Annotated in this window: 15 protein-coding genes; 4 read left to right on the forward strand and 11 right to left on the reverse strand. The window is 63.4% G+C overall.

The window, feature by feature from the left end; all coding sequences use genetic code 11:
* Positions 1 to 47 precede the first annotated feature (47 nt).
* Entirely contained in the window at positions 48 to 1421 is a 1374-nt protein-coding gene (gene ppnN, locus ACMGGN_RS10895; RefSeq protein WP_046785477.1) for a nucleotide 5'-monophosphate nucleosidase PpnN, read from the forward strand.
* 103 nt (positions 1422 to 1524) lie between these two features.
* Here the strand turns inward: ppnN and ACMGGN_RS10900 are convergent, their stop codons facing one another.
* Both ACMGGN_RS10900 and pssA read right to left on the reverse strand, forming a co-directional pair.
* On the reverse strand, positions 1525 to 2691 hold the full coding sequence (locus ACMGGN_RS10900) for a GGDEF domain-containing protein (protein WP_281868779.1): 1167 nt from the start codon (positions 2689 to 2691) through the stop codon (positions 1525 to 1527).
* An 82-nt stretch (positions 2692 to 2773) separates the two neighbouring features.
* Entirely contained in the window at positions 2774 to 4102 is a 1329-nt protein-coding gene (pssA, locus tag ACMGGN_RS10905; protein WP_414156757.1) for a CDP-diacylglycerol--serine O-phosphatidyltransferase, read from the reverse strand.
* A gap of 156 nt (positions 4103 to 4258) precedes the next feature.
* Here pssA and ACMGGN_RS10910 point away from each other — a divergent pair, with 156 nt between their 5' ends.
* A complete protein-coding gene (locus tag ACMGGN_RS10910; RefSeq protein ID WP_414156758.1) occupies positions 4259 to 5251 on the forward strand; it encodes a GlxA family transcriptional regulator in 993 nt (330 codons plus the stop codon).
* A 4-nt stretch (positions 5252 to 5255) separates the two neighbouring features.
* Here the strand turns inward: ACMGGN_RS10910 and ACMGGN_RS10915 are convergent, their stop codons facing one another.
* The 4 genes from ACMGGN_RS10915 to ACMGGN_RS10930 form a co-directional block, all read right to left on the reverse strand.
* The gene (locus tag ACMGGN_RS10915) at positions 5256 to 6590 is read right to left on the reverse strand and encodes an MFS transporter (protein ID WP_237858284.1); all 1335 of its coding nucleotides are present in this window, start codon (positions 6588 to 6590) and stop codon (positions 5256 to 5258) included.
* A 114-nt stretch (positions 6591 to 6704) separates the two neighbouring features.
* Entirely contained in the window at positions 6705 to 7916 is a 1212-nt protein-coding gene (locus tag ACMGGN_RS10920) for a M24 family metallopeptidase (protein ID WP_115275069.1), read from the reverse strand.
* Between the two features lie 238 nt (positions 7917 to 8154).
* Positions 8155 to 10413, reverse strand: a complete 2259-nt coding sequence (katG, locus tag ACMGGN_RS10925) for a catalase/peroxidase HPI (RefSeq protein WP_119688822.1) — start codon at positions 10411 to 10413, stop codon at positions 8155 to 8157.
* Between the two features lie 312 nt (positions 10414 to 10725).
* Positions 10726 to 11604, reverse strand: coding sequence for a DMT family transporter (locus ACMGGN_RS10930; protein ID WP_012314122.1), 879 nt, complete (start codon positions 11602 to 11604; stop codon positions 10726 to 10728).
* Between the two features lie 227 nt (positions 11605 to 11831).
* On the opposite strand from ACMGGN_RS10930, the gene ACMGGN_RS10935 reads away from it, so the two are divergent.
* Positions 11832 to 12656 (forward strand): aldo/keto reductase, encoded by an 825-nt coding sequence (locus ACMGGN_RS10935; RefSeq protein ID WP_115275071.1) that lies wholly within the window; start codon positions 11832 to 11834, stop codon positions 12654 to 12656.
* Between the two features lie 26 nt (positions 12657 to 12682).
* Here ACMGGN_RS10935 and ACMGGN_RS10940 read toward each other — a convergent pair whose 3' ends face one another.
* The 4 genes from ACMGGN_RS10940 to ACMGGN_RS10955 all read right to left on the reverse strand — a co-directional run bounded on the left by ACMGGN_RS10940 (position 12683) and on the right by ACMGGN_RS10955 (position 16280).
* A complete protein-coding gene (locus ACMGGN_RS10940; protein ID WP_414156759.1) occupies positions 12683 to 14782 on the reverse strand; it encodes a putative bifunctional diguanylate cyclase/phosphodiesterase in 2100 nt (699 codons plus the stop codon).
* Between the two features lie 136 nt (positions 14783 to 14918).
* Positions 14919 to 15413, reverse strand: coding sequence for a GNAT family N-acetyltransferase (locus tag ACMGGN_RS10945; RefSeq protein ID WP_115275073.1), 495 nt, complete (start codon positions 15411 to 15413; stop codon positions 14919 to 14921).
* A 121-nt stretch (positions 15414 to 15534) separates the two neighbouring features.
* Entirely contained in the window at positions 15535 to 15747 is a 213-nt protein-coding gene (locus ACMGGN_RS10950) for a PLDc N-terminal domain-containing protein (RefSeq protein ID WP_012314118.1), read from the reverse strand.
* A gap of 53 nt (positions 15748 to 15800) precedes the next feature.
* Positions 15801 to 16280 carry a hypothetical protein gene (locus ACMGGN_RS10955; protein ID WP_046785487.1) on the reverse strand — a complete coding sequence of 160 codons (480 nt, stop codon included), beginning with the start codon at positions 16278 to 16280 and terminating at the stop codon, positions 15801 to 15803.
* 139 nt (positions 16281 to 16419) lie between these two features.
* On the opposite strand from ACMGGN_RS10955, the gene ACMGGN_RS10960 reads away from it, so the two are divergent.
* Positions 16420 to 17427, forward strand: coding sequence for a GlxA family transcriptional regulator (locus ACMGGN_RS10960; protein ID WP_046785488.1), 1008 nt, complete (start codon positions 16420 to 16422; stop codon positions 17425 to 17427).
* A 7-nt stretch (positions 17428 to 17434) separates the two neighbouring features.
* On the opposite strand, the gene ACMGGN_RS10965 is transcribed toward ACMGGN_RS10960, so the two are convergent.
* The gene (locus tag ACMGGN_RS10965; protein WP_012314115.1) at positions 17435 to 18106 is read right to left on the reverse strand and encodes a TetR/AcrR family transcriptional regulator; all 672 of its coding nucleotides are present in this window, start codon (positions 18104 to 18106) and stop codon (positions 17435 to 17437) included.
* Positions 18107 to 18147 lie beyond the last annotated feature (41 nt).

An 18147-nucleotide genomic window follows, 5' to 3' on the forward strand; every position in this document is an offset into this window, starting at 1 on the left:
ATGGTGTTGTCAAAGAAGGATGTTTTACCTGCACAGGAAAGACTTAGATGCCCCAACGCCATGTCATCAATGCATCCGTCAGCCCCAAAGGCAGCCTGGAGACGCTGTCGCAACGTGAAGTCCAGCAACTGAGTGAAGCCGGCACCGGTAGCCTCTACACCCTGTTCCGCCAGTGCGCCCTGGCCATCCTCAACACCGGCGCCCATGTCGACAATGCCAAGACCATCCTCGAGGCCTACAAGGACTTCGAGGTACGCATCCACCAGCAAGACCGCGGCGTGCGCCTGGAGCTGCTCAATGCACCCGCCGATGCCTTCGTCGATGGCGAAATGATCGCCAGCACCCGCGAGATGCTGTTCAGCGCCCTGCGCGATATCGTCTATACCGAAAGCGAGCTGGCCAGCCAGCGCATCGACCTGGAAAGCTCCCAGGGCATCACCGACTACGTCTTCCACCTGCTGCGCAACGCACGCACCCTGCGCCCGGGCGTGGAGCCGAAAATGGTGGTGTGCTGGGGCGGCCATTCGATCAGCAGCGAGGAATACCAGTACACCAAGAAGGTCGGCCACGAACTGGGCCTGCGCAAGCTGGACATCTGCACCGGGTGCGGCCCGGGCGTGATGAAGGGGCCGATGAAAGGCGCCACCATCGCCCATGCCAAGCAACGCATGCACGGCAGCCGTTACCTGGGGCTGACCGAACCGGGCATCATTGCCGCCGAGGCGCCCAACCCGATCGTCAACGAACTGGTGATCCTGCCGGACATCGAGAAGCGTCTGGAAGCCTTCGTACGGGTCGGCCACGGCATCATCATCTTCCCAGGGGGCGCCGGTACTGCCGAGGAATTCCTCTACCTGCTGGGCATTCTGATGCACCCGGACAACCAGGACCTGCCCTTCCCGGTGGTGCTGACCGGGCCGCGCAGCGCCGAGCCGTTCCTGCTGCAGCTACATGCCTTCGTTGGTGCCACCCTGGGTGAGGCCGCCCAGCGCCACTACCAGATCATCATCGATGACCCGGCCGAGGTCGCGCGGCAGATGGTCGAAGGGCTCAAGGAGGTCAAGCAGTTCCGCCGTGAGCGCAACGACGCGTTCCACTTCAACTGGCTGCTGAAGATCGACGGCGGCTTCCAGCACCCGTTCGACCCGACCCACGCCAACATGGCGGAACTTGCCCTGCGCCGCGACCTGCCGCCGCATGAACTGGCCGCCAACCTGCGTCGGGCGTTTTCCGGCATCGTTGCCGGTAACGTCAAGGACAAGGGCATCCGCCTGATCGAGGAGCACGGGCCCTATCAGATCCGCGGGGAAAGTGCGGTACTGGAGCCGCTGGGGCGCCTGTTGCAGGCGTTTGTCGACCAGCACCGGATGAAGCTGCCGGGTGGCGCGGAGTATGTGCCTTGCTATCAGGTTGTGACCTGAAGACAACAGGGCCGCACTGCGGCCCATCGCCGGCAAGCCGGCCCCCACTGGGTTTGCGCTGAGCTTGAGAGCAGCGGGGTACCTGTGAGGGCCGGTTGAAACGCTACCTGACCGGGTTCATCTCGCTGCGGTCAACCAGGCGAATACTGTTACGCCCGCCACGCTTGGACTGATACAGCGCCACATCACCCTGCTCGATCAACGCCGCCAGGCTCGCCGGCGGATGGTCGAACAGGTTGGCGCCAATACTCAGGGTCACGGCCTGCGGGGTCGGCATTGCCTGCTCGGCAAATTGCTGGAACTGGCTACGCAAAACACCGCCCAGCTCCACCACCCGCTCACTGCTGGCATCGCTGAGCAGAATGACGAACTCATCCCCGCCCAGCCGCGCCGCCAGTGACCGCTCCGGCAACACCGCACGGATCATCTCGCTGAGCGTGACCAGCAGCCGGTCGCCCGCCGCGTGGCCATGCAGGTCATTGACCAGCTTGAAATTGTCGATGTCTATCAGCAGCAGCGCCCCAGGCCGGGCCGGGCTCACGTCCTTGAACAGGTGCGTGGCGCGGACTTCCAGCGCCCGGCGGTTGTACAACGCCGTCAACGGATCGCGGGCAGCCAGCCGGGCGATCCGCTCTTCACGGCGATAACGCACAGTACCGGTCATCGACAGGGCGATCAGCATGATCGCCATGGCCCCCTCGACCAGCGACACCTGAATGATCAGGCCACCGAAGGTTGCCAGGTCGATCAGCGTGCCAGGCGTCACCGCGATGACCGCCTTGACCACATAGAACAGGCCATGGATGAGCAGCACATAACGCAACTGCACCGCCCCCACGCTCAACGACTTGCCGTGCGGGCGCAACAGCAGGCTGGCCTTGAGCGTGAGCAGCGCCACCAGCAGCGAATTGACCATCAGCATGACCTTCGACCACTGAGGCCCCACGGGCAGCAGCAGCAAGGCAAACCAGGCGACGACGATCAGCAGCCAGCCCCATGACAGGCGGGCCTGGGTAAAGCGCAGCACCCCCAGCAGGAAGAACGCATGCGCCACCACCAGCAAACCGTTGGCGAACCAGATACCGATCAACAGCAGGCCGATCCCGCGCAGCAGGGCCAGGGTGGAGCCGATGGTGATGGTAGCGAAACCCGCGCTCCAGAACAGCAGCGAGGGTTCGCGGACGCTGCGCCACTCGATCGCCAGGTACAAGGCTGCGGCGGCAGCCAGGGCGATGGTGATGGTCAGCATCGTGGGTGGATCAAGCGCCATGAAAGTGTTGGCCTGTCTGGTTAACGTGGAAAACGGCTGATTGTATTCGTTTGCCATGACTTTTCAGAGAGGTAAAAACGGCTCACAACACCCGCTTGATCAACGGCTCCAGGCGACTGAAACGCAAGCGGCGCAAGAACCTGCGCACTTCTTTGGGGTGCTCTGCCTTGACGCCCAATTCATGCGCCGAGCCGATCTTCGGTGCAAACCGGCGAATGCCCTCCAGTTCCACTTCCCGCGGCACCGTCCATTCGCCCTGCGGGTCGTCGATCAGCAGCCCGTTCTCCAAGTCCAGGTTGAACCCGCGCGGGTTGAGGTTGTTGCCTGTCAGCAACGAGTAACGCTGGTCGACCCAGACGCCTTTGGCATGAAAGGTATGCCCAGGGTCGTTCCAGATCCGAACCACCAGTTGGCCGCTGACGATGCCAGCGTGGCGCCGCCGGACAAAGGCCCGCAAGTTATCCTCATACAGATAGGGCAACGCGCCACTGGCGCTGAATGGCTCGCCGGGTGCGATATAAAAATCATTGGCCGTACGGTGGCCGACAATCAGTTCCACCCGCACGCCGCGATCCAGGGCGTGGTCGATCTCGCGCATCACCACCCGGGGCGGGTTGAAATAAGGCGTGCTGATGATGATCTGTGACCGCGCCGCAGCCAGCAGCGCGCACACCGCGCGGTTAAGCGGGTTGCCACGGCCAACGCCGAGCAATGGCACCACCCGCAGGCCCTGCCCTGCAACGGCAGCCGGTGCGTCATACGCCATGCGCCGCAGCCGCGCACGCAGGCGGCGAATATCGCCGCGCAGGCTGCGGTTGGTCGGTGGCGCCGGCAGGTCCAGGCGCGGTGTAGCAGTGTGGTGCAACAGGCGCCGTACCAGGCCGACCATGGCATCGGCCAGCGCAGGCGACTGGAACAGGTGGTAACGGTCCAGGCGGTAACGGTCGAAACGGTGCAGGTAGACGTTGTTCAAACTGGCGCCGGTATAGATCACACAGTCATCGATCACGCTGCCCTTGAGGTGCAGCACGCCGAACAACTCCCGGGTTTGCACCGGTACGCCATGAATCACCACGTCCAACCCACGCAGCTCCCGCTGGGCCTGGTACCAGGCGGCATTGCCCGGCTGGCGCCCGGCGCCCAGCAGGCCACGGCGGGCGCGAAACCAGTCGACCACGATGACGATCTCCAGGCCCGGCCGCGCCGCCTTGGCCTGGTACAGGGCATCCAGCACTTCCTGCCCGGCCTCGTCCTCCTGCAAGTACAAGGCGACAATGACAATGCGCCGGGTCGCAGCGCCGATGCGCTCGAGCAAGCAGGCGCGATAGGCCGCGGCATCGGGCAACACCTGGATGGCCTGCGGCGCGATGGCGAAACCTGGCAGCGCCGCCAGCATGGATTCGGGGTTCAAATAGCTTCACCTTCTGTCTGCATTCAGGTCCATTCCTGGCCATCACGCCGGGGTGTAAGATCGACCGGGCAACGACCCATAACAACAAGAAACATGCGAGGCCTGTTTTCCACTGCCCCCGACGAATCACGCCTCAGCTTGCACAGGAAGATCGCAATGGTCCACCCCGTTTCTGCAATCGTCTCGCCTTGCCCAGCCAAGACCTTCGGTTTTCTGGTGCTGCCCAACTTCACCACCATCGGCCTGGCGTCGGCGGTGGAAACCCTGCGCATGGCCAACCTGGCCGCCCGCCGCCCCCTCTACCGCACCGTATTGCTCGCTGCCAACGAGGCGCCGGTGATGGCCAGCAATGGCATGCGCATCCTGCCTGACCATGCCATCGCCGACGCCCCGCCGCTGGATGCCCTGTTCGTGGTCGGGGCCAACCCGATCGACCGCAGCCGAGGTAACCGGCCCCTGATCGACTGGTTGCGCCAACTGGCCCGCCAGCACGTACCGCTAGGGGGCATCTGTACCGGCAGCTACCTGCTGGCCAAAGCCGACCTGCTCAAAGGCTATCGCTGCACCATCCACTGGGAGGACATCGAGGCCCTGCAGACGCATTTCCCCGGGATCGTCATATCCAGCCAACTGTTCGAACTGGACCGCGACCGTTACACCTGCTCCGGTGGCGTTGCGGCCATGGACATGATGCTGCAACTGGTCGCCCGCGAAGCCGGCGGCCAGGACATCGCCGCCAAGGCGGCCGAGTTGCTGCTGTGCGACCGTGTGCGCGGCGAGCGCGAACGGCAGCGCGTACCGTTGCGCACCTTGCTGGGCAGTGCCCAGCCCAAGCTTAGCCAAGTGGTGGCGATCATGGAGGCCAATCTGGAGGAGCCGCTGGCGCTGGAGGAACTGGCCAGCCTCAACGAGGTGACCGTGCGCCAGCTAGAGCGGCTGTTCCACAAGTATTTGCAGCGCACGCCCAGCCAGTATTACCTGGAGTTGCGGCTGTCGCGGGCGCGGGAATTGCTGTTGCGCAGCGACGTGCAAGTGCGGGAGGTGGCGCTGGCATGCGGGTTCAGTTCGCCGGCGCATTTTTCCAAGAGCTACAGCCGCTTCTTTGGCCTGTCGCCGCTGGGGGAACGGCGGCAGGCATCGTTGCACTGATACCTCAGTCTTTCAGTTCGTCATGGGCCGTTTCCCGGCACATCAACATGGCCACCAGCGCCACCAGCGCCGCCGCCAGCAGGTACCCGGCCGGCGCCAGTTTGCTACCGGTTACATGAATCAACCAGGTGGCGATGAACGGTGCCGTCCCGCCAAACAAGGCGTTGGCCAGGTTGAAGCTCAAGGCAAAGCCACTGAAACGGACGCGGGTGGGGAAGATTTCCGCAAGCAGGCACGGCAAGGTGCCGTCGTTCATCGCCAGCATCGCCCCGAAGAAGATCTGGATCGCCAGGACCACCAGCAGGGGCTGGCCATCGAGCAGCTTGAACAGCGGCACGGTCAACCCCAGGAACAGCAGTGAAGCAACTACCAGCATGGTCTTGCGGCCAAAGTGGTCAGACAGGCGTCCCATCAGGAAGATCAGGCCGATGTAGGTGGCCAGGGAAACCGTCGAGGCGATGAACGAGTCACGCTCGCTCATGCCCATTTCATTCGACAGGTAAGTGGGCATGTAGCTGAGCAGCAGGTAGAACGCCACAGCATTGAGGCAGGTAACCCCGATACCGATGGCCAGGCTGCGGCGGTGCCGGCTCAGCAGTTCGCGGATCGGCGCCGGGGTCATGCAGGCCTTGCTTTCCAGCCGCTGTTCCATCTCCAGGAACTTGGGTGTGTCCTGCAGGCTCATGCGGATATAACGCCCCACCAGGCCGAACGGCGCCGCCAGCAAAAATGGCAGGCGCCAGCCCCAGCTGTGCAAGTCTTCAGTGCTGAGCAGCTCATGCAAGGCCGCGACGAATGCCGCACCGAACAACAGCCCGGCTGCGGTGCTGGCCGGCACGATGCTGGTGTACAGCCCCCGTCGGCCAGGCGGTGCGTATTCGGCGAGAAACGCCGCAGCGCCGGCATACTCGCCCGAAGCGGAAAAACCTTGCACCAGGCGGATCAGCAATAGCAGGCACGGTGCCCACAGGCCGATCTGCGCATACCCCGGCAGCAGGCCGATGCAGAAGGTCGAGATCGACATGATCAGGATCGACAGTGACAGCGCGTTGCGCCGCCCATGGCGATCGCCAAAATGGCCCCACACCACCCCGCCCAGCGGGCGTACGAGGAAGGACAGGGCGAATACCGCGAACGTCGCCAGCAGGCCGCTGGTCTTGTCGGTTTGCGGAAAGAAGGTGGCGGCGATGATGGTCGCCAGGTAGCCGTAGGCCGCGTAATCGAACCATTCGACGAAGTTGCCCATGAAACTGGCACGGGCGGCCTTGCGCAGGGCCTGGCGTTCGGCGCCTTGGTTGGCACCGGCGAGGGTGGGAGCATTCAGGGTGGTGCTGGACATGACGGATACCCTCTGGTTCTTCTAATTGGAGGCAGGGTCTGAAGGTCATACAGTTAGTTGTTATTGTGTTGTTTGTGCCGGCCTCTTCATTCGCGCAGAGGCCGGCACCTGTCATCATTTGCGAATGATGTTGCGCTCCGGTCCATACGGGAACTTGGTGATGTTCTCGGCACCCGTTTCATTGACGATCAGGATGTCATGCTCGCGGTAGCCCCCTGCCCCCGGCAGCCCTTCGGGCAGCATGATCATCGGCTCGATCGATACCACCATGCCCGGTTCCAGCACCGTATCGATATCCTCGCGCAGCTCCAGCCCTGCCTCACGGCCGTAGTAGTGGCTAAGGGTGCCGAATGAGTGGCCATAGCCGAAGGTGCGGTACTGCAGCAGGTCATGGCGCAGGAAGATCTCGTTCAGCTCGCGGGCGATATCGCAGCAGCGCATGCCCGGGCGCACCAGCTTGAGCCCTGCCTCGTGCACTTCGACGTTGGCTTGCCACAGGCGCAAATGCTCGTCCGGGCAGTGGCCCAGGAACAACGTACGCTCCAGTGCGGTGTAGTAGCCGGCGATCATCGGGAAGCAGTTGAGGCTGAGAATGTCGCCCGGGTTTACCTTGCGGCTGGTCACCGGGTTGTGCGCACCGTCAGTGTTGAGCCCGGACTGGAACCAGGTCCAGGTGTCCATCAACTCGCTGTCGGGGAAACTGCGGGCGATCTCGCGGATCATCGCCTGGGTGGCATGCAGTGCCACTTCATATTCCGGCACCTGGTCCTGCAGCGCCTCGACCACCGCCGCACCGCCAATGTCGGCCACCCGCGCACCATGGCGAATGAGCGCCTGTTCTTCGGCGGACTTGATCATGCGCATGCGCATGCAGGGCGCACCGATGTCCAGCAGCTCGGCCCTTGGGTAGCAGGCAGCGAGCTTGGCATGGTTCTGCAGGTTGAGGTGGTCGTACTCCACGCCGATACGCGACGCCAGCGGTAGCGCCTGCTGGATGGCCACAAAATAGTTGTCGCGCTGCCAGTCGGTATAGACGATGTTGTCGGTACCGACCGTGCGACGCCAAGGTTGGCCACCGTCGATGTTGGCGCTGATCGACACCACCTTGTCGTGGGTCACCACCAGTGCATAAGGGCGGCCAAACGAACAGTAGAGGAAGTCGCTGTAGTAGTTGACGTTGTGGTACGAGGTGAAGATCGCCGCCTCGATATCCTGCTCGGCCATGTAGGCCCGCAGCCGGGCATGGCGGGCGGCGTATTCCTGTGCGGAAAAGGTCGGTTTAGCCTTGTTGCCGTTGCGGATCTTCAGGGTCTGGGGCATTTGCATGGTCGGTGTTCCTTGTCGTTGTGAGCACGCTGTTTCAGGCCGGCCGCCTGAGATGCATTGCAGCAGAACGAACGAGGACGCTTTTGTACCTATCCGACCTGGAATTGGCGCGATGGCCACTGCCCCATTGCAAACAAGCCGGCCCCCACAAGCACTCCACCGCCTTCAGGCTTTGTGGTGTAACTGTGGGGGCCGGCTTGCCGGCGATTGGGCTGCAAAGCAGCCCCAGTCATCGCGTTTATTTCAAATCAAAACGATCCAGCTCCATCACCTTCACCCAAGCCGCAACGAAGTCCTTGACGAACTTGTCCTTGCCATCGCTGCTGCCATACACCTCGCTCAGCGCCCGCAACTGCGCATGCGAGCCGAACACCAAGTCCACACGGGTGCCTGTCCACTTCACCTGCCCGGTCTTGCGGTCGCGGCCTTCGAAGCTTTCGTTGTCGCCCGAGGTGGCCTTCCACTCCACACCCATGTCCAGCAGGTTGCGGAAGAAGTCATTGCTCAGGGTGCCAGGCTGGTCGGTGAACACGCCGTCCTTGCTGCCGCCATGGTTGGCACCGAGCACCCGCAGGCCGCCGATCAGCACGGTCAGTTCCGGCGCGGTGAGGGTCAGCAACTGGGCTTTATCCAGCAGCAGTTTCTCGGCCTTGACGCTGTAACGCGCCTTGGTGAAATTGCGGAAGCCGTCAGCCAGTGGCTCGAGCACAGCAAACGACTCGACATCGGTCTGTTCCTGGGAGGCGTCGACACGGCCCGGGCGGAATTGCACGTTGCCAGCGTAGCCGGCATCTTTGGCGGCCTTTTCCACAGCGGCGGTACCGGCCAGCACAATCAGGTCGGCCAGAGAGATGTGCTTGCCACCGTTGTTGAATTCACCCTGGATCTGCTCCAGTGCCGCCAGCACTTTGCCCGTGCCCTGGTTGGCTGGCCAGTCCTTCTGCGGCGCCAGGCGCAGGCGCGCACCGTTGGCGCCACCGCGCTTGTCGGAACCACGGAACGTCGAGGCGGCCGCCCAGGCGGTGGATACCAGCTCACCGACGCTCAATCCCGACGCCAGTATCTTGCTCTTGAGCGCGGCAATGTCCTGCTCACTGGGTAACGCTTGATCGGCCTTGGGCAGCGGGTCTTGCCAGAGCAGTTCCTCGTTGGGCATTTCCGGCCCGAGGTAACGTGCCAGCGGGCCCATGTCGCGGTGGATAAGCTTGTACCAGGCACGGGCGAAGGCGTCTGCCAGCTGGTCGGGGTTGTCCTTGAAGCGCCGGGCAATCGGCTCGTAGATCGGGTCGAAGCGCAGGGCCAGGTCAGAAGTGAGCATGGACGGTGCGTGGCGTTTGCCTGGGTCATGGGCATCCGGCACGGTGCCAGCGCCTTTGCCCTCCTTGGGCTGCCACTGATGGGCACCGGCCGGGCTCTTGGTCAGTTCCCACTCGAAGTTGAACAGGTTGTTCAAGTACTCGTTGCTCCAACGCGTTGGCGTAGAGGTCCAGGTCACTTCCAGGCCGCTGGTGATGGTGTCGCCACCCTTGCCGGTGCCAAATTTGTTGGCCCAGCCCAGGCCTTGCAGTTCAAGGCCGGCGGCCTCCGGTTCGGGGCCGACGTTATCAGCAGGGCCTGCGCCATGGGTTTTGCCGAAGGCATGGCCACCGGCGATCAGGGCCACGGTTTCTTCATCGTTCATGGCCATGCGGCCGAAGGTTTCGCGGATATCCTTGCCCGAAGCCACCGGGTCGGGGTTGCCTTCCGGGCCTTCCGGGTTGACGTAGATCAGGCCCATCTGCACGGCGGCCAGCGGGTTTTCCAGGTTGCGCTCGGCCGACAGGTCGCGGTTCTGTTCTTCACCATGCTTGGCGGGTTCGGCCACCAGGTCCCCCTGCCCGGGCGCCTGGGCCTTGACCTGGTCCTTGCCATAGCGGGTGTCGCCGCCCAGCCAGACCTTTTCCGAACCCCAGTACACGTCTTCGTCCGGCTCCCACACATCCGCCCGGCCGCCGGAGAAACCGAAGGTCTTGAACCCCATCGATTCCAGGGCGACGTTGCCGGTGAGCACGATCAGGTCGGCCCAGGAGATCTTGTTGCCGTACTTCTGCTTGATCGGCCACAGCAGGCGCCGCGCCTTGTCCAGGCTGACGTTGTCGGGCCAGCTGTTGAGCGGCGCGAAACGCTGCTGACCAGAGCCGGCGCCGCCACGGCCGTCACCGATGCGGTAGGTGCCGGCGCTGTGCCAGGCCATGCGGATGAACAACGGGCCATAGTGGCCAAAGTCGGCCGGCCACCAGTCCTGGGAGTCGGTCATCAAGGCGGTCAGGTCTTGCTTGAGCGCCTGGAAGTCGAGGCTCTTGAACGCCTTGGCGTAGTCGAAGTCCGGGTCCATCGGGTCGGACTTGGCGCCATGTTGGTGGAGAATCCTGAGGTTGAGCTGGTCAGGCCACCAGTCTCGGTTGGTGGTGCCGCCACCTGCGGTTTGATGGAACGGGCATTTCGATTCGTTCGACATCTGCGGTTACCTTTGGGTCGGTTATCCAGATTTCCGGTCTATGCCAGGTGTTCTTTGAGCCGAGCACATGGGCTCATGCCTACCCCTCATCAGGTCAGGTCGGTCACGTTCCGACAGGGGCTTGCGAAGCTGTCACGGCGTGGCGGCAGGGTCTTGCACCCAGGTGCTCTGACGCCGCCCGCAGGGGAATTCGCAGGGCCACGATCAAGACTAGTCGAGCTTGGGCAGACTTCTAATAGAGTGGCTATTGGAGGGTGATAGGTAGGCTCTGTCAGGATTGCCGGGCAGGCGACAGCGCCCCCTGCCACCGGCTCACTTCCTGCGTTGCATCCAGGCAGCCCCAAGCCCACTCAGGCAGATGATGGCGATACCCAGCAAGGTGGTACTATCGGGCACCTGCCCGTAGATCAGCAACCCCAGCAAGCCGGCAAACACGATCTGGCAATAACTGAACGGCGCCAGCAGAGCCGGCGCGGCGTGGCGGAAGGCCTGGGTCAGCAGCAGGTGCGCACTCATGCCGAAACCGCCCAATGCCAGCATCAGCAGCGCGTGGTCCCAGCGCGGCAGCTCCCAGAAAAACGGCACCAACGCACTCATCACCAGCGTGTTGCACAGCCCGGCGTAGAAGTTGCTGGTGGTGGGGCTGTCATGGGCGGCGAGTATGCGCGTGAGCAACTGGTAGAAGCAAAAGCCTAGCGCCGAGCCGAAGGGGTACAGGATTGCCGGGGTGAACATCGCGCCACCGGGGTGCACCACCACCAGCACGCCGATGAAGCCCAGCACCACCGCAACCCATTGCCCTGGCGTGACCCGCTCCTTGAGCAGCGGCGCCGACAGCGCAGTGACCAGCACCGGGGCCAGGAAGTTGACCGAGGTCGCCTCGGCCAGCGGCAGGTACTGCAAGCCGGTGGTGAACAGCAGGCTGGTGCTTAGCAAGCTTAACGCGCGCAACGTCTGTAGCACCGGGCGCCGGGTGCGCAGCACATTCAGGCCGGATTTGGGCAGGAATATGCCGGCCATCAGTAGCGTGTGCACCAGGTAGCGGGCCCACACCACCATGATGATCGGGTATAGCCCACCGAGGAATTTGGACAAGGCATCGTGGCTGGCGAACAGGAACGTGGCCACCACCACCAGGGCGATACCGCGCAGGGGGTGGTTGACTCCGGACAGCGGTGTGCTGGAACTCATGGCGTTCTCGATGGCGGCGCTGCGGCATGCAGCGCCAGGTGAAGGCAGTGCGACAACAGGGATTCTAGAAGAGATACGACGACTTAAGGAAGGTCAATTGACACGCCGGTTCAAGCCAATGTGTTTTCCGTTCGCTGATCGACCACTTTCAGCTCCCTACTCGTGGTCCCTGACAGGCGAAACGCGCACCATCGAACGTGGCCCTCGAACCCGAACAAGGAGTTTTCATGCATAGGCTCACCACCCGCAACGGCCTCGACCTACCCAGCATCGGCCTGGGCACCTGGCCGATGACCGGCGCCGAGTGCACGCGTGCAGTTCACCAGGCACTGGAGCTGGGTTACCGGCACATCGATACCGCCACCGCCTACGACAACGAAGCTGCTGTTGGCCAGGCGTTGCGCGACAGCAGCGTGCCACGCGAACAGATCCACCTGACCACCAAGGTCTGGTGGGACCGCCTGGCGCCCGAGGCCATGCGCCAATCCCTGGAGAACAGCCTGCGCGCCCTGGGCACCGAGCAGGTCGACCTGTTCCATATTCACTGGCCCGGCAAGGACTGGGACCTGGCCCGCAGCATCGAGACGCTGGTGGCCCTGCGTGACGAGGGCAAGGTACGCAGCATCGGCGTGGCCAACTTCCCCCTCGGCCTGCTGCGCCAAGTGATCGAAACGCTGGGCGCGCCGCTGGCGGCGATCCAGGTGGAATACCACGTGCTGCTCAGCCAGCAACCGCTGCTCGACTACGCCCGCCAGCACGACCTGCTGCTAACGGCGTATACCCCGCTGGCCCGCGGGCGGGCGGCGGCGCAGCCGGTGATCCAGGACATCGCCCGCAAGCATGGTGTGTTGCCGAGCCAAGTGGCGCTCAAGTGGTTGCTGGACCAGGACGGCGTGGCGGTGATCCCCAAGGCCAGCAGCCGCGAGAACCAGCTGAGCAACCTGGCGGCGCTGGATGTGCGCCTGGATGATCAGGATCGGGCGCTGATTGCCGGGTTGCCAAAGGATCAGCGGGTGGTGAACCCAGACTTTGCGCCGGACTGGAACAGCTGAATGCCAGGGGCCGCTTTGCGGCCCCTTCAACCCACCGCCACAGCCACCTGCTTCAACCGCTCCCCCGCCGGCACCGGCCGCCCATACAGATAACCCTGAAAGTGCGAGCACCCCTCCGCCGCCAGGCGCTGCATCTGCTCCTCGGACTCCACACCCTCAGCCGTGGTCTTGATCATCAGGCTGTTGGACAGTTCGGTGATCGCCCGGACGATGGACATCGCCTCGCGGCTGTCGCACATGTCATGCACGAACGACTTGTCGATCTTGATCCGGTCGAACGGGAACGAGCGCAGGTAACCGAGCGACGAATACCCGGTGCCGAAGTCATCCAGCGAAATCGACACCCCCAGGTCTTTCAGCGCGCGCAAGGTACGCACGTTCTCCTCGCTGTTGCCCAGCAGTACCGATTCGGTGATTTCCAGCTCCAGGCGCTGGGGCGCCAGGCCCGAGTCGGCCAGGGCCAGCGCCACGGTATGGACCAGGTTGGCGTTCTTGAACTGCACCGGTGACAGGTTGACCGACACCGTCTGCTCACTGTCCCAACTGGCCGCCTCCTGGCACGCCAGGTTCAGCGCACGGGTGCCGAGTTCGTGGATCAGCCCGGTCTCCTCGGCAATGGGAATGAAGTCCATGGGCATGACCATGCCACGGGTCGGGTGCTCCCAGCGCAACAGCGCCTCGTAGCCAGTCACGCTGCTGGTCTGCTGGTCCACTATCGGCTGGTAATGCAGGTGCAACTGCCCAAGGTGCAGCGCAGTGCGCAGGTCGGTCTCGACCAGGCGGCGCTGGCGGGCGGCGACATCCAGTTCGACGTGGAAGCACTCAAAGCGGTTACGGCCATTGCGCTTGGCTTCGTAGAGGGCCATGTCGGCGTAACCGAGCAGCTGTTCGGCCTGTTCATTGTCATCGGGGGCGATGGCGATGCCGATGCTCACACCCACCGTGAACTGGTGGCCTTCGATCTGGAACGGCGGGCAAATCGCGTCAATCAGGCGCTTCGCCGTATTGCAGGCAGCCTCGCGGCCGTCCAGGCCAGTCAGCACCACGGCGAACTCGTCGCCGCCCAAACGGGCCAGGGTGTCTTGCTCGCGCAGCTCGCGGCGCAGGCGCTTGCCCAGGGCGCGCAGCAGCTTGTCGCCGAAAGCATGGCCGAGGGAGTCGTTGATGTTCTTGAAGTTGTCCAGGTCCAGACACAGCGCTGCGGTCAGCTTTTCGCTCTGCTGGCCGCGCACCAGTGCCTGCTTGAGCCGCTCGTTGAACAGTGTGCGGTTGGGCAAACCGGTCAGCGCGTCGTGGTGCGCCATGTGATGGATCTGGGCGTGGGCGGCCAGTTCCTCGGTGGCGTCTTCTGCCACGAACAACACATAGTCGGCCTGGCCCTCGCGGTTCTGGCTGAGCAGTGCGCGGCTGCGCAAGGTACGCGGGCCACAGGCGGTATCGACCCGGGTTTCAGCAGCATAACCCTTGGGGTTGCGCGCGCCACGGGCGAGCTGCTGTTCCAGGTAGTCAGCCGCAGCCGGTGCCAGGCACTCACCCGGCAACTGGCCGATCATGCTGCTGCCGCGACCACCGAACAGGCGTTCGGCCTGCTGGTTGGCCAACAGGATGCGCTGGCTTTCCAGGTCCTGGACGATAACGCTGGCGGGAATGTTGGCGATCACCGAATCAAGGAACTGCGAGAGCTTGGTCATCTCCTGGCTGTACTGTTCAGCCAGCTCCTTGGCCTGCAACAGCTCCAGTTCCTGCTGGCGCCGCTCGGAAATGTCGCGGGTGACCTTGGCGAAGCCAATCAGATGGCCGTTGTCATCGCGCACCGCCTCGATCACCACGTGGGCATGAAAGGTCGAGCCGTCCTTGCGCAGGCGTGCGCCGGTTTCTTCGAAGCGGCCCGTGTCGCGCGCCTGCGCAAGGTTCTGCTCGGGCAGGCCGGCGACGCGCTCGGCTTCGCTGTAGAACAGCGAGTAGTGCTTGCCGACGATTTCGTCGGCAAGGTAACCCTTGGCCCGCTGGGCGCCCGGGTTCCAGTTGGCGACGATACCGTCGGGGGTGAGCAGGTAGATGGCATAGTCCACCACGCTCTGGATCAACAGCCGATACATGATGTCGGGGCTTGCGACTAGCGACATGAAAATTTCCCTGAACCTGCAACGCGCACGAAAAGGAACCCCAGGCCAGAGCGACCGGGTCTTGAATACGAGGTAATGGCATTATGCCGCTTGAATGGATTTTGTGAAGCGGTTCACAGTTTTTTGCCAGCGCCGCTCAGTGGTAAGCGGACGTAACCTTGTAGGTGAGCAGGTCCGGGTCATCACCCAGCACGATTTGCTGCACCGGCCGCGGCAAGTCGGCCACGACGGCTTTGCAGAAGGCAACGGCTGTGGGGTCCGGCGCATAGCAGCGCAGGAGCCAGTCTCCGGCACCGCTGAGCAACTGCAGCGCGACCGCACGGCCAATACCCTGCCGGCGGTAGCGCTTGAGGATGAACAGGTCGGCCAGCTCACTGGCATTGATGCCAGGCAGCTCGCTGCGCTCGACCAGCACGAAACCGGCAATGAAACCATCCACCAGTACCAGGTTTGCGCTCCAACCGTTTGCAAGCCAATAGCGCTGCAGGTGCTCTTCGTGAATGTAGAAGCGCCCGTCTACCTCGACGTCTTCCTGCTCCCAGTCAGAGGACTCGTAGGCATAGAACTGATAGAGATTACGGATCAGGTCGGCCTGGTCGCGGGTAGTGGTGAGCAATTCGATGGGCAGCATGGGGGGGCTCGGGCACTGGGGTGGTTGAAAGGCTTTCATGTTGAAAGTACCGGCCCCCAGATTATGGCTCAACTCAGCGCCATGAACGGCATCAGGCGCCCCGCACCTGATGCCGTGCCCCTCACTTTTCTTGCAGTACCGCCCTGCCCTTCACTGCCCGCGGCCCGCGCCAGGCCCAGAACAGCAACCCGGGGAACGGGGCGTAGACGACGAAGACGATCCATAGCATCTTGCGCTCCGCGCGCCGTTCGCTGCCGATGATGTGCCAGATGGCGAAGATCTCCAGCAAGATGACCAAGGCCGCGACAATGATCCAGATCGTTCCGATTTCCATGAGCACTCTCCCGTTGGCATGTAAAGGGTTGGGTTACTGCCAGCGGCAAGGGTTCATTCGGATTTACTTGCCTGGGCCTTCTCCAGTGCAGCCTTCAAAGCCTTCGCATCAGCGAACTCCTGCTGGCTGACCAACGCACCCTGCTCAAGCTGCAACCACAGCACCTTGCCTTCCTGCCCAGGATAGCGGCTGGCCACCTGCCCTTCACGATCAAGCATAACCCGGTAGTTGTAATCACGCATGGCCGGGATGGCGAACAGCTTGCTGATCAGCGCCGGCATGCGCTGGATATCCGCCACAAACACCGCATCGCGCGACTCCAGGTAGCCCTTGGGCTGTTCAGCCAGGGCCGCCTTCACCAGCTTGGCGCCGTCCATGTCGCGGGCCACCAGCAGCACATGCGTGCCGGCGTCCAGGGTATAGGGCTGGTCATGCTGGTCGAGCAGCGTCCACGGTGCGAGCTTTTCCCCGGTTTGCAGGGCGTTTGCCACCAGTGGCAGCAGGCTGAACAACAGGGCGACGGCGTATTTCATCGAGGTTCTCCAGGTGGGAGGCGCCAGCATAGCCCAGTTGCCTCAATACGACCTCCAATACCACAGGCCCACCCAGGCGATTGTCTTTCCCCTGGCTACCGGCCACACTCGCCAGGCCATCCAGGAAGCGGAGTCCAGAGTGCCCACCCCACGCCAGTTCAGCAAGAAGACCAGCACCACCAACATGCTGCGGCTCAAGGCCACCGCGGGCAGCCCCCAGGCGCCCTACCGCGTCGACTTCGTCCTGCTCAAACACTTCTCCATGGCCAGTTTCACCGTGGCCATGGACGTGCTGGTCACCGCCAACCTGCTGCGCGCCGACAGCTTCAGCTTCACCCCACTGTCGCTGGACGGCGACCGGGTACTGAGCGACCTGGGCCTGGAACTGGTGGCCACTGACCTTGTTGCCAGCGAACTGAAAGCACTTGACCTGCTGATCATCTGCGGAGGCTTGCGCACACCGCTGAAGTACCCCGAACTGGACCGCCTGCTGGATGACTGCGCCGCCCACGGCAAGGCCCTGGGCGGGCTATGGAACGGCGCCTGGTTTCTTGGCCGCGCCGGGGTACTGGATGACTATGGCTGCAGTATCCACCCCGAGCAGCGCGCCAGCCTGTCCGAGCGCAGCCCGCAGACACGCATCACCCCGGCCAGCTTCACCCTGGACCGTGACCGGCTCAGCGCCGCCAGCCCCAATGGCGCCATGGAACTGATGCTCGGCCTGGTCCGCCGCCTTTACGGTGACGGCCTGGCAGAAGGCGTCGAAGAAATCCTGTCGTTCTCTGGCGCCCGCTACCGGCAGGTCGGCCCGGGGGCGAAAAAGTCGATGAGCCTGCACCTCCGCACCATCGTCGAGCTGATGGAGAACAACCTCGAGGAAACCCTCAGCCTCGACCAGTTGGCGGCCTACAGCGGCCGCTCGCGGCGGCAGATCGACCGCCTGTTCCAGGCCCAGCTGGGCACCTCGCCGCGGCGCTACTACATGGAACTGCGCATCACCAAGAGCCGCCGCCTGCTGCAGTACTCCGACCTGTCGGTGATGGAGGTTGCGGTGGCCTGTGGCTTTGTTTCGGTGTCGCACTTCAGCAAGTGCTACGCGGCCTACTTCGGCTACCCGCCGTCACGTGAGCAACGGCTGGGCGAGTGAACGGCACTCAGGCCTGGATGTAACGCATCACTGCTTCGCAGATCATGGCCTTGTGGCGCAGTTTGACCTGCTCATCCAGCAGGTCGATCTGGAAGATATCGCCGAAAGTATGGCGGTTCGAGACCCGATAGAAGCAGAACGCGCTCATCAGCATGTGCAGGTCGATGACCTCGATGCCTGGGCGGAACACCCCCTCTTGCACGCCCCGCTCCAGCGTGCGGCCCAGCGCCTGCAGCACCAGGCTGCTCATCTCGCGGATGGCCGGGGTTTTCTTCACGTACTCGCCGTAGTGGATGTTTTCGGTGCAGACCATGCGCACGAAATCGACGTTGCGGTCGTGATGGTCGAAGGTGAACTCGGTCAGGCGCTGGATGGCCTGCTCGGCCGGCAGCGACTCCAGGTCCAGGCGGTGCTCGGTCTTGCGGATGTCGCCGTACAGCTTGACCAGGCACTCGACGTACAGCTGCTCCTTGCTGCCGAAGTAGTAGTAGATCATGCGCTTGGAGGTGGCTGTGCGCTCGGCGATGGCATCCACCCGCGCGCCCGCCAGGCCTTGCTGGACGAACTCGTTGATGGCGGCCTGGAGGATGTCCTCGCGGGTTTTTTCAGGGTTGTTCTTGCGCGACTTGCGTGTCCCTTCGATCTCGGGCTGGCCGAGGGGGGCAACGGGATTGCTCATAGCTGCTCACGGGGTATTTATTGGGATTTGGACGGGATTAT

This window comes from Pseudomonas sp. BNK-30, from assembly GCF_047456185.1.
GTDB classification, from domain to species: domain Bacteria; phylum Pseudomonadota; class Gammaproteobacteria; order Pseudomonadales; family Pseudomonadaceae; genus Aquipseudomonas; species Aquipseudomonas putida_E.